This window comes from Methylobacterium sp. GC_Met_3 (assembly GCF_026540775.1).
Lineage (GTDB): Bacteria > Pseudomonadota > Alphaproteobacteria > Rhizobiales > Beijerinckiaceae > Methylobacterium.
Window position 1 is genome coordinate 16,347 of the sequence record NZ_JALNUL010000049.1, and the last position, 11,710, is coordinate 28,056.

Annotated in this window: 12 protein-coding genes and 1 pseudogene; 8 read left to right on the plus strand and 5 right to left on the minus strand. The window is 65.6% G+C overall.

Annotated features, from left to right (window positions below):
• Window positions 1-556: 556 nt before the first annotated feature.
• Together OXS27_RS27490 and OXS27_RS27495 are read left to right on the plus strand one after the other, a co-directional pair.
• On the plus strand, window positions 557-1,282 hold the full coding sequence (locus OXS27_RS27490) for a MipA/OmpV family protein (protein ID WP_243920222.1): 726 nt from the start codon (window positions 557-559) through the stop codon (window positions 1,280-1,282).
• A gap of 170 nt (window positions 1,283-1,452) precedes the next feature.
• Complete coding sequence (locus tag OXS27_RS27495) at window positions 1,453-2,622, plus strand: SDR family oxidoreductase (protein WP_267360404.1); 1,170 nt, start codon at window positions 1,453-1,455, stop codon at window positions 2,620-2,622.
• Window positions 2,623-3,552: 930 nt separating this feature from the next.
• Here the strand turns inward: OXS27_RS27495 and msrA are convergent.
• Complete coding sequence (gene msrA / locus OXS27_RS27500; protein ID WP_267360419.1) at window positions 3,553-4,074, minus strand: peptide-methionine (S)-S-oxide reductase MsrA; 522 nt, start codon at window positions 4,072-4,074, stop codon at window positions 3,553-3,555.
• Window positions 4,075-4,467: 393 nt separating this feature from the next.
• Here msrA and OXS27_RS27505 point away from each other — a divergent pair, with 393 nt between their 5' ends.
• Together OXS27_RS27505 and OXS27_RS27510 are read left to right on the plus strand one after the other, a co-directional pair.
• On the plus strand, window positions 4,468-5,652 hold the full coding sequence (locus tag OXS27_RS27505; protein ID WP_267360406.1) for a cupin domain-containing protein: 1,185 nt from the start codon (window positions 4,468-4,470) through the stop codon (window positions 5,650-5,652).
• A gap of 2 nt (window positions 5,653-5,654) precedes the next feature.
• Complete coding sequence (locus OXS27_RS27510; protein WP_267360408.1) at window positions 5,655-5,984, plus strand: hypothetical protein; 330 nt, start codon at window positions 5,655-5,657, stop codon at window positions 5,982-5,984.
• Between the two features lie 167 nt (window positions 5,985-6,151).
• On the opposite strand, the gene OXS27_RS27515 is transcribed toward OXS27_RS27510, so the two are convergent.
• Both OXS27_RS27515 and OXS27_RS27520 read right to left on the minus strand, forming a co-directional pair.
• Window positions 6,152-6,793: a LysE family transporter gene (locus OXS27_RS27515; RefSeq protein WP_267360410.1), complete on the minus strand. Its 642-nt coding sequence runs from the start codon at window positions 6,791-6,793 to the stop codon at window positions 6,152-6,154.
• A 61-nt stretch (window positions 6,794-6,854) separates the two neighbouring features.
• The gene (locus tag OXS27_RS27520; protein WP_267360411.1) at window positions 6,855-7,058 is read right to left on the minus strand and encodes a hypothetical protein; all 204 of its coding nucleotides are present in this window, start codon (window positions 7,056-7,058) and stop codon (window positions 6,855-6,857) included.
• Window positions 7,059-7,393: 335 nt separating this feature from the next.
• Between OXS27_RS27520 and OXS27_RS27525 the strand changes: the two genes are divergently transcribed.
• Entirely contained in the window at window positions 7,394-8,485 is a 1,092-nt protein-coding gene (locus tag OXS27_RS27525) for a helix-turn-helix transcriptional regulator (RefSeq protein WP_267360413.1), read from the plus strand.
• A 1-nt stretch (window position 8,486) separates the two neighbouring features.
• Here OXS27_RS27525 and OXS27_RS27530 read toward each other — a convergent pair whose 3' ends face one another.
• Entirely contained in the window at window positions 8,487-9,416 is a 930-nt protein-coding gene (locus tag OXS27_RS27530) for a ribokinase (protein ID WP_267360415.1), read from the minus strand.
• Window positions 9,417-9,574: 158 nt separating this feature from the next.
• On the opposite strand from OXS27_RS27530, the gene OXS27_RS27535 reads away from it, so the two are divergent.
• The 3 genes and pseudogenes from OXS27_RS27535 to OXS27_RS27545 all read left to right on the plus strand — a co-directional run bounded on the left by OXS27_RS27535 (window position 9,575) and on the right by OXS27_RS27545 (window position 11,018).
• Window positions 9,575-10,279, plus strand: a complete 705-nt coding sequence (locus tag OXS27_RS27535; protein ID WP_243920258.1) for a GntR family transcriptional regulator — start codon at window positions 9,575-9,577, stop codon at window positions 10,277-10,279.
• A 99-nt stretch (window positions 10,280-10,378) separates the two neighbouring features.
• Window positions 10,379-10,492: pseudogene (locus tag OXS27_RS27540) on the plus strand (IS5/IS1182 family transposase); the annotation flags it as partial.
• Between the two features lie 247 nt (window positions 10,493-10,739).
• Complete coding sequence (locus OXS27_RS27545) at window positions 10,740-11,018, plus strand: hypothetical protein (protein ID WP_243920210.1); 279 nt, start codon at window positions 10,740-10,742, stop codon at window positions 11,016-11,018.
• A gap of 374 nt (window positions 11,019-11,392) precedes the next feature.
• On the opposite strand, the gene OXS27_RS27550 is transcribed toward OXS27_RS27545, so the two are convergent.
• On the minus strand, window positions 11,393-11,710 hold a 318-nt coding region (locus OXS27_RS27550), incomplete at its 5' end, for a hypothetical protein (protein ID WP_346733019.1).

Sequence of the window (11,710 nt, forward strand, 5' to 3'; positions counted from 1 at the left end):
GTTGGCAATCGACGGAACGGGAAGACGAGTTGGCATAATTGTTCAGCCGCGCGAATGCGATAAGTGAGTGTTGCGTGCGACTGGTTTTTGTGTGCCCAAGTCTACGCTCCTCCCCGAGTGGCGGTGAATTGTCGATCGACCATGAGCTGCCTTTGTGACGTGTCCGACAGCCACCTGCACGCCCGGCATAGGTACAAACGACACACTGTCCGCTTTCGCGCTTGGCCGATCCCGAAGCAGCCATTCCGCTTGCGGGCAGGAGCGGTCGGCCAGTTCGCGCCCGCGACCGCCATTCAGTTGGCAATGACGGTTCGTCGAAAACGGATCTCGACCCTTGCAAGGAAAGCGCTGCAAGGCGGTGCCAAGGGTAGAGTGACGCAGCGAGACGTTTGGCCTGCCTTTAGGATTGGCGTGTCACGGTCGCCATCTGTATGGCCAAGGTGACCGGAGGACCTCGACGGTGAGCGGCCAGCAGCGTTCCACGTGCCTGGGCTTATGCGTGGCGACAGCTCTAGTGGCTCTCCCAGCACCGGCGCAGGCTGATGACCTCCGCGCATTGTTCGAGCCCAACACCATTGTCTCCGCCGGAGGCTTCGTTGGGGCCGGCCCCCGTTTCCAGGGCGGAAAACAGGTCGGGCTCTGGGGATTGCCTTACCTGTCGTTCCGCAAAGCCGACGAACCCCGCGAGTGGTGGTCACCGGATGACGGCCTCGATGTCACGCTCGTTGGAGAGGGACGGCTGCAGGCCGGTGCCGTACTGGACTTTCGCGAGGGCCGCTTCCGCAACGACGACCATCGGCTTGCTGGCCTGCCCAGACTGCCGGTGACCGTGGGGCTCGGTGTGTTCGGTGAATTTTGGCCGATCGCTGAAACCGTCAGGTTGCGGGCGGAAGTGACTCAAGGGATCCGTGCGCATGATGGGATCATCGCCAAATTGGGTGCCGATCTCGTGAGCCACGTCGGGCAATTCACGCTCAGCATGGGCCCGCGGTTCGTCCTCGGTGACGAGGCCGCGCTGCGTCTTGATTTCGATGTTCCCGTGGGAACGACCCTCGTGAATCCGATGCTTGCGCCGTATCGTGCCGCGGCCGGACCACGCTCGGCCGGAGCGACAGCGAGTCTCGGCTATGATTGGTCGGAAGCTTGGCAGACGCTGGGCTACATCCGTTACGACCGGCTCATCGCATCGGCGTCCAGAAGTCCGATCGTACGGCGCATTGGTACGCCCAACGAACTCACGGTTGCGATCGGCGCAATCTATTCCTTTCGGGTTAGCCCTTGATCCGACTGTGTTGACTAGCCAAAGGTGTGTCACACGGATTCGCCATCACGAGATTGTGATTACTGTTTCGCTTTAGGCACACGTGTAACGCTTCTGCGTCTTAAGCTCTTTTGGCCGAAATGTTTCCAGGGTTTTCTGCTTATGACTCTCCCACAGGAGTGGAGAGTACCGTGGCACGCATTCTTCTGACGGGCGCGACCGGGCTGATCGGCGGCGCCGTGCTACATCACGCGCTCGGGCGCGACGATGACACGACTTGGGTCTGCCTCGTGCGCTGCGCGGGGGTCGAGCAGGGGCGCCAACGCATCGCCGCGCGCCTGGAGCGCTTCACCGATCCGTTCACAGCCCAACGCCTTGCCCGCAAGATCGAGATCGTGCCCGGCGACTTCACCAGCGCCGACCGCGATATGGATCCGCGGCTCGACGGATGCACCCACATCCTGCACCTCGCCGCTGATACGTCCTGGTGGGGCGGGGAGCGCGTCTTCAAGACCAACCACGACGGCACTCTTGCGCTGGCGCGTCGTGCTCAGTCCATGCCGGACTTGCAGCGCTTCCTGCACGTGGGCACGGCGATGATCTGCGGCGCCGACGCGCCGAGTCTCGTGGAAGAGACAGCCTATCCGGCAGCGGACGCTCGGCACATCGTCGGCTACACGGAGTCGAAAGCTGCCACGGAGACCTCGCTTTCAGAACAGTTTCCTGACCTCCCGATCATCGTCGCTCGGCCGTCTATCGTCGTCGGGCACTCGACGCTCGGTGCCGCGCCGAGTTCGAGCATCCTCTGGGTGCTGCGAGCCGCGGACGCATTGCGCATGCTGCCATGCAGCCCCGAAAGTTGCGTCGATATCGTCCCGGCCGACTGGGTCGCCGAGACGCTCGCCGGTCTTCTGATGAAACCGGACCTCAAGCACCGGCTCTATCACCTCTCCTCCGGTGCAATCGGCCGCACGCGCTGGGCCGACGTCATCGCCGCGTTCGAGAAGGCGGAACCCACTGACGGCATCCGCGCCTTCAGACAATTCGATCTTGATCGCGATCGCGCGCACCTGCGCAAGCGCTTTGCAGAAGTATTTGGCTTGAAGGACGCGTCCACGAGGGCGATGCTTTTGGCAACCAGAGCCTATTATGCGTTCTGCGCTCTTGATCTCTCGTTCGCCAACGAGAGGCTTATTGCCGAAGGCTTCGCGCAGGCACCGTCCATCGCTTCCTACCTGCAGGTGTGTCTCGCAAACTCGGCTTCGATCGTCGAGCAGTTCGTGGACGATATTGAGATGTTCGCGCCAGCGCCGGTGACCACTTCAGCGCCAGCGGACCTTCCCCTGGCGGCGATCGCATGATCCAGTCGTAAACCGCGTTCCAGCGATTGGAGCCGAGATCTCGGCGATCCGCGCGCCGAAGGCTGCGGATGGACTGACACGTCCATTTCCGACCCTGATCGTCGTGTCCGGCTCCGAGACGGCCTTGAGGCTGATGTCGACCAGCATGGATCCTGCCGATCGACGTCGTTTCCGCGATCTCGGCAAGCGTCGGCATGATCGGAGTTGCTTTGGGCGGCGCACGCTTGGTTGGGGAGCCGATGAGTGCTGCGATGATCGCCTGCGGATTTACATTCCTCGCCGCAGCGTGGGGGCGCGTTTGCTCGTGCGCGGCCGCTTCGAACGGCTGGTGCGCGACTGGTCGCCGAACCGGATCATACCCCTTCATGGTCTCGCAGCGCGCGTGCTCAGGCGGCTCGTATCCGGCGACCAGATTAGTGCAGAGCTGCGCGCCCTCGTTATAGCCTCTACCGGAGACCCGGCAGCTGACGACCTCTCGTGCAGCCGGGAGGGGCTCCTGACGGGCGCCGCCGCGTACGCTTGCGTGTTCAGGATACGCGGCCGGCGCCGGATCTTTCGCATAGGCGCGGACGACAGCCGAGGCCATCGGCTATCCGATTGTCCTGAACCGAGAAGAGGCGTGCGGCAGCGGCGGCGTCACGCTGGTTTACGGCCCCGAGCAGCTTGAACCCGCTTACGCGGACGCCCTGCAGCGGGCACGATCGAAGCGGATCAGCGGTTGGCGCGCAGCGCTCATGGGCGGCGAGGGTGGCCAGGATCGGCCGATCGAGGTTGGATCGGCGCGATATCGAAGCCGGCGCGGGCACGTCGCAGCCTCGGATGATCGGTAGCCATGCTGACAGAGACCAGTCCTCGCCCGACCGCCGTTCGGGCGGTCGACACAGCTCCGCGGGATCATCTATGCGACGCGACGATGAGAGTTGTGCCCGCTCAAGCGTCCTGCGGGGCCGAGGATCGGGTAGGCAGCTTCCAGCCGGGCCTGAGGAAGTGGCAGGTATACCCGTCGGGCCGGCGCTGCAGGTAATCCTGGTGCTCGGGTTCTGCTTCCCAGAATGGGCCTGCCGGCGCCACCTCGGTCACGACCTTACCGGGCCACAGGCCCGACGCCTCGACATCGGCAATCGTCTCCTCGGCCACGCGGCGCTGCGCATCATCTGTGTAGTAGATGGCGGAGCGATAGCTCAGGCCGCGGTCGTTGCCCTGACGGTTCGGGGTCGTCGGGTCGTGAATCTGGAAAAAGAACTCCAACACGCGCCGAAAGCTCGTCTGAGCCGGATCGAACGTGATCTCGATCGCTTCGGCATGGGTGCCGTGGTTGCGGTAAGTCGCGTTCGGTACGTCACCGCCGGTATAGCCGACCCGCGTCGAAACCACGCCGCTCTCGCGCCGGATCAGCTCCTGCATCCCCCAGAAGCACCCGCCTGCCAGGATCGCCTTCTCATTGCCAACCATCGCCGCCCCGCAGATCAAAATTGCACATGGCCTACCTCATATGGAGCTTCGACGCGCGCCTTGCCTGCGGCGTGATGGCGGCTTCGTGGAGCCGTGCTCACCCGAGGCCTCCTCAGGCGTATCGTGCCTCGCCGCCATCGTTCGGCAGCCGAGACCAAGGCGCTTCCATCCGGAACAGCATCCGTCAGTGATTGCGAGAGAAAGACGGCTGTTGCCGACAATCATCAATCTTTCTCGTTTCGAAGACAGTCTATCATCCATTCGGTGGAGGACACATGCAGCCTGAACCGTAACGATGCCCCACCGTAACGGCGGCACTTCCGCGTGCTCAGATTGCGCGGGCGCACAACACCTCCGATCGGCGGAAAGCCGCACGGGGGCGGAGGAGGGCACGTGGAGACAGAGCGGCGCTATTTTCTCGGCGGCCTTGCCTTCGGTATCGGCGCCGTCGCGTCCGGCCGGGCGCTCGGGGCCGATGGCGATGGTCGCGCAGCCGGCAAGGAGGCCTCGTCTTCCGCGAGCTTCGTCCGGACGATCCCGCGCAAGACCGGTGCGGCCCAGGCTTTCACCGGGCATCTCGACGGCGGGACGATCAAGGCGACGTCGGGCGGTTGGGCCCGCGACCTCACCGCCCGCCAGCTGCCCATCGCGACCGGCCTCGCGGGCGCACACCTGTTCCTCAACCCGGGCGGTGTGCGCGAGATGCACTGGCACTCCTCAGCGGAGTGGGCCTACGTCGTTGCCGGCCAGTGCCAAGTGACGATCGTCGATCCTGACGGCGGCCTTGAGGTCGTGAACTTTGGTCCCGGTGACACGTGGTCGTTTCCGACCGGTCATGCCCATGCGATCCAGACGTTGGGCGAGGCGTCCTGCCACGCGATCCTCGCCTTCGATGACGGCCTCTACGGGGATCACGGCACCTTCGGCCTGAGTGACTGGCTCAGCCGCCTCGATCCCGGGACCCTGCAGGCCGCCTTCAACCTGTCGGATGCGGTCAGCCGCAATCTGCCCGAGGGCGAGGTTTACATCGCGCAGGGCCCGGTCATCCCGTTGGACGGCGCCGTCGCGCGCGACGAGCGCCGCTTGAACGCCGCGGCCTCCCACCGGTTCGCCCTCGCCCAGGCCCAGCCTGTCATCGCGTGTGCGGCCGGGACGCTGCGCGTTGCGCCCGCCCGAACGTTCCCGATGTCGACCACCATGACGGGCTTCAGCGAGACGCTGCTTCCGGGCGCCCTGCACGCGCCGCACTGGCACCCGGGTGCGAACGAGTGGCATTTCCTGCTCGAAGGCCGCACGCGTGTAACGGTGTTCGAGCCCGAGAAGCGGCTCGCCACGGCGGAGTTGATGCCGGGCGATTGTGCCTACGTCCCGAAGGCCGCTGCGCACATGATCGAGAATATCGGGACCGAACCCTGCACCTTCGTGGGCGTGCACGACAGTCCTGCGCACCAGGAGTGTTCGCTCTCGCAGTGGCTGGCGCTGGCCCCTCGGCAGATCATCGCCGCGAACCTTGGCCTGAGCGAGGATGAGCTGGCGGGCCTGCCGAAGGAGCCGATCGCCTTCGCGCGATCCGCCTGACCATGATGGTATCGCACCGCGCGGTCTTGCTCGGGTCTGTGATCCTGTGCGCAACGGTGATCCGGTCCATCGCCGGGATCGGAACCGATCAGCCGCTATCGGCGGTAAATCTTCAATCGGCCGATGCTTTGCTGGTTGTGCACCCTGTCGACCTTGCTCTGGCCGACGATTGGGGGATGGTCGGCATCGATCCGGACTTGGTGATTTCCGTGGATCCTGTTGAGAGCGGGGCAATCGAGGTGTGCCGCGTCGTCTGGCGCGACGGACAAGCCCTCGTCTTGGGAAGCGTCAGCCAGACACGGACTCGGCTCGGCTTGGAGCGGAAGCGCTGAACGGGGCGCAGGTGGGCGTCGAACGTGTCAGTCGCCTCGCGTCCGCGTCGAGGCCCAGAACGCCCGAAAGCGGACCGGCGGCGTTCGGAATGCTCACCGCAGAGAGGGACCATCCTACATCCGCCACTGCCGTTGCGAGCGCGCTGCGGGAGTTCTGCGACAGGCTCTTAGAAGTGGCTCGGCGGATGGCCGACCGCGCCGATTGCCCCGCTCCGGCTCGGGTTGCCCAAACCGCCCGCCGAGCTACCGTCCAGACCGCGAACCAGCAGGCTCAACGCCATAAGGGCGAGGAGGAGGCCGGCGGCCTTGTTCATCTGGTTCAGAACCTGACTGGTGACACAGCGCCGGAACAGGGACACGGCGGTATTCAGCACGACCCACCAGCCGAAGGAGCCGAGGAATACGCCAGCCGCAAGCACGGGCAGCGGCGTGGCCCCGCGCGCGACGAGTGCCGGCGTAGCGGCGAGGAACAGCACGGGGGTGATCGGATTCGCCACGGCCAGCGCAACCGCGCTGCCGTAGCTCGCCGCCAGGGTGTCGCGGCGCTCGCTGCTCACATGCAGCACCGAGACGCTGCGAAGCACCCGGACCGCGAGGGCGAGGAGCACTGCGCCCGAGACCAGGGAGAACAGGCCCCCGTTCGACCACGCCGGAGCGAGGTCCGCGCCCCAGCGCATGATCACGGTCCCGTACGTCAGATGGACGGTCGCGACGCCGAGCCCGGTAGCAAGGCCGGTGGGTAGACCTGCCGACAGCGTTCGCTGAATGCAAAGCAAGCTCGCTGGCCCGATCGGCGCCGCGATGGACATGCCAAGACTCGCGCTGGCGAGCAGAGCTGTAACGATGACACCCATGACGCCGGGAATGCGCCTAGTCGTCTTCCACACGGTCGAGGGGTGAAACGGCCGCTCGCGGCAGAGTTGCCGCACCGTCAACGTCCGGGCACCCGATTTGATCACGCTCCAGGGCCGAGGAAGCTTGGGCGCAGGCGAGGTCCGGCAGGTCGTTCAGCTCGTCGGCCCAGGACCCGGTGCAGGACAAGACGACGAGGAGGGTGGCGACAATTGTTTTCATGGCTGATCCTTCCGTGCGCCGGCAGTCTAAGGATGGCTGAAGGCTGAGCATCCTCCGTCTGGCGGATGGCGCCCGCTGCGCCCTCACAGGCTCGCGGCCGACATCCCAGCCGAGCGGGAAAGCATCGTATCTGTCGGTGTTTGCAGGTCCGCCCCTGGTTTCCGGAGGCTCTGTCGCCGCCGCGTCCGGTGCGGCGAACGGACAGCGGACCGACCGGAAAGGTGTTCGGCGCGCCGTCCCTAGCCAGCGGCATCATCCGTTTGTGGGATGCCAATGCTGGTTTTGGACTGATATTGGTCTTACCGAGACCAGCAAGATCATCGTGGTGCGTGCCGATGCAGGAAGCGCTTATCGACCGGATCTACGAGGCTGCGGGCACTCCCGAGCTCTGGCCGGAAGTCCTCCAATCGCTTGGCGATACTGCGAACTCGGATGGCGCGGTGCTCACGGTGCTGCCCCCCGTTGGAATGCCCCGCTGGATTGCCTCGCCGGCTTTGAAGCCGCGCGTCAGTCACCTGACGGCCGCGAACTCCTGGCGCAGCAGCGGGCACACGGCGCAATGGCGCGCCGAAGCCCATGCGGGCTTCATGCGCGACGTCGACCTCGTGCCGGGCTCCTGTGCAGGCTGGCCCTGTGATGTCGAGAAGCCGTTCTGGCAGGTGGGGACAACGATTCCCCTGCCGACTGGCGAGGTGGCGATCATTACCGCCGAACGTCGGGCCCAAACCGGCCCCCATGAAGCCTCCATCCTGCCCAGACTCGATGCTTTGCGACCACACCTCGTGCGCGCCTGCCAGCTCAGCGCCCGATTCAGCTGTGAGCGCTCCCGTCTCACCGGCATGACGCTCAACCAGATCGGACTCCCCGCCGCTGTCCTGTCGGCTTCGGGCCGGGTGCTCACCATGAATGCTCATCTGCAGCAGCGGGAGGAAGTCCTGCCCCCGGGCCAGCACGGCGGCTTGCTCTTCAAGAATTTGATCAACAGCAAGCTGCTGCAGGACGCGATCGGCAACGTCGTTGGCGGCCGGCACGCAGCGCAGACCATGCCGGTGCGCAGCTATTCCGACCATCGTCCTCAGATCGCCCACGTCATGCGCTTGGAGCCTCACCCCGGCGACGTCTTCGCTGCCTCAGCGGTGCTGCTCATCCTTGTGCACGTCGGCGCGCGGGCAGTTCCGGCTGACGGACTCCTGAACATGCTCTTCGACCTCACCCCGGCGGAGGCCCGGCTGCTCCAGGCGCTGGCTGGGGGCTTGCGCCTGCAGAGCTACGCGGAGAGCGTCGGCGTCCAGGCAAGCACGGTCCGCACCCAACTCAACTCGATCTTCAACAAGACCGGGACCAAGCGGCAAGCGGAGTTGCTGAGCATCGTCGCCTCGCTCGCGCTGTTCAGTGGGCAGACGACGAAGTGCTTAGGCGCGGCTTAAATCAGACCGCGGCGCCGTCCAGGAAGGCGGCCAACGTCTGCGCGGTTGGAAAGGCATCGAAGGCCCCGAACCGGCAGGTGGTGAGCGCACCGCAGGCCGCAGCCTTTCGCAGGGTCGCGTCGAGAGCCTCGTCCGCGAGCAGGCCCGCCATCAGCCCGGCCGTGAAGGCGTCCCCGGCGCCGACCGTATCGACTGCCGCCACCGCGAAGGCCGGCTGGTGTAGAGGCGGCAATCCGGGGCGGAACGCCATCGCGCCGCGCTCCCCGAGGGTCACCACCAACAGTTCGAGCCCACCGTCGAGCAGCGCGGCAATGGCCGGCGTCGCGCCCTGGGCGTCGGCGATGGCATCGGGAGTTCCCAGGCCAAGGTCGGCGGCCTCGATCGCATTGACGACGAGGATCGCGGTATCGGCTAGGATCGCCGGGTCGATGGGGCGCACGGGTGACGGGTTCAGCAGCGTGAGATGGCCCAGCGTCCGAGCCACGGCGAAGGCCTCGCGGATGGGGGCGTCCGGCGATTCGAAGGTCGCCGCCACGAGGTCCGCCTGTCCAACACGGGTGGCGACGGCTCGGACGTCCTCCGCACCGAGGGCCAGGTTGGCGCCGAGGCAGACCGCCAGGCAATTCTCGCCGGATGCATCGACGAAGGCGACGCCGGCGCCCGTCGAGCCAGCATGCGGCACCAGCATCGTCTCGGAGAACCCGACTTGCGCGAAGGTCGAGCGGACCATCGGGGACAACACGTCCGTGCCGACTGCAAAGAGTCCGTCCACCGTGATGCCGAGCTGATGCGTAGCAAGCGCGAGGTTGAAGCCCTTGCCGCCAGGCTCGGCGAGGAAGGCCAAGCCGGTGAGGGACTCACCCGCCTGCGGCAGCCGCGCGACCTTGACCGAGCAGGCCATCACGAAGCTGCCAATGACGAAGACACGCATGGAGCGCCCCGAGCCTGTCCGATATAAGCATCTGTACCGGAGGTCGATCGGACGTGCGCCCCAAAAATCGGACCCCAAACAATGATGTTGAGCCGAACTTCGCGGGAGACGAGCGTCCCTCGGTGCTCTCTCTCCTGCGCCTGCGCGGCGACACGGCGATGCCGCTGTACCGGCAGATCGAAGGCCAGCTGCGCGAGCTCATCCTGTCGGGTTCGCTGCCGCCAGGCGTGATCCTGCCGGCAGAGCGACAACTCGCCGAGAGCCTCGGGGTCAGCCGCGTCACGGTCCAGCGCGCCTATGCCGAACTCAGCGACAACGAATTTCTTGTGCCACGCGGGCGCTCCGGCTTCCTCGTGCGTGGTCCGCCTGAGCCCGTGCGCCCGGGCATGGACCGGCTCAAGGGCTTCACGGAGGAGATGCGGGAGTTGGGCAAGATCCCATCATCCCGCATTCTCGATCGGGCTGTCACCGAGGACCGCTCGATCGCGTCGATCTTCGGCCTGCCCTCGACGGCCCCGTTCCTGCGCCTGACGCGCGTTCGCTCCGGCGACGGCGTGCCGATGTCACGCGAGGTCGCCTGGTACAACATCCGCGCGGTGCCAGCCCTCGAGACCGGCGATCTCTCCGGCTCCGTCTACGCCTTCCTCAGCAGTCACCCGAGCGGCCGCCTCGTGCGCTGCGAGCAGACGGTGGAAGCGACGATGCCGACGGCGGACGAGTGCAAGATCTTCGCCTTCGACCGGCCGCTCCCGTGCCTGCTGATCAAGCGCCACAGCTACAATCAGGACTCGGTTATGATCGAGTACGTAGAGGGCCTGTTCCGCGGAGATGCCTATCGCTATCGACTTAATTTGAGCGCGTAGCGAATGTACCTGACGTCTGAGGTGGAAAATTCATACACCCATTCGCTGCGGCTCGCGTTTTATTTCGGGGTTTGTCATTTCGAACCCCGGAGGATCGCGATGGAACGGCTGTTTTGGCTCTCGGATGAGGCTTAGGCGCGGATCGAGTCGCACCTGCCTCACGGTCAACCGGGCACACCTCGGGTCGGTGTCAGGCGGCGCGTCGCGACAGGCTACGACCGCCTGTCCTGCAACGATCTCGCCGCTGTCGCGCTCGTGTTCTGTGTCGTCGCATCGACCTGAACGAGTTTCCCGACCTCGTGTAGGTCCCGATCCGGCGTGGCTAGTGGGTCGATAACCGCCGAGACGCGCGCATCCAAAAACGTTGCCCGATGACCACGTTACAGGCGGTCCCGTTGGCAGTTCCCGGGTGTTGTCCTAAGGACCGGTGAGAAGAAATTATCGGACACCAGAAGACAGCATGTCATCGACGCCGCCGCGCCTCCCCTTTTCACACGCCGGGCAGGACTTCATCGTCAAGGCGCGTCCGGTCCCGGACGGCATCGAGGTCCGTGGCTTTTGGCATGCTCGATCGAAGGGGCGGACGCGGTTCTTCGTGGTCGTTCCGGCTGAGGCCATTCAGAAGGCTCAGCGGCCTGATTGGGCCGATCCGGTGCAGGCGGCGCTGAAGCTCGTGCGGAAACAGATTGTCCAGGCGATCGACGAGGGCGAACCACTCGCCGAGGATACTCAGCCTTGAGCAGGGAATTCACCCTGCCGCCACCGGTGGGCCTGCAGGGTTTTTCCGGTTGCGCCAGCGAGTGGGCCGAGTAGGCGCGGTCCGAGAACACCCGCCGGGCCTACGCCCCGGCCGGTCCCACCTCAGACACCGGGTTGGCGGCCTTCCGCGATGCGTGGGCTCAAATGGGTGCACGGTCGACCGGCCGCCAAGAGACGGCCGCGGATCGCGGTGGATCCCCGACGCGCCGTTGCAACCCTGTCCGACATCCTGGCCGGGGGGCGCGACCGAGCGCTGATCGTCGTAGGCTTCGCGGCAGCGCTTCGGCGATCCGAGCTCGCGGGTCTGGAGGTCACGCGCAGATCATGGACGCGTTGGGCCACCGTGATCCAACATCAGTCGAGTGATACGAGCGTGAGTTCGCCCTCCCGGGCAGCCCGCTCGCAGGCCGCCGACCTAATCCGGTAGCAAGGCTCACCGGATCGATCGTCTGGCATGAGGCGAACCACCTCGAAGAGGCCGTCGACGACGCTATTCTTGTTGCCGGCGTAGGTGGTCCCGAGCTGGCGGACACTCTGACCGATCTTGAACTTGTGAGACATCTCTCGTCCTTCCATCATCACGCGTTGCGGGCCGGGCTGGCCTATCGGCGTGCTTTGGCTTTCCGGGCCGCGAAGCGTGCATCGCGCGCGGCCTTCTGCTCGGCGGCCAGT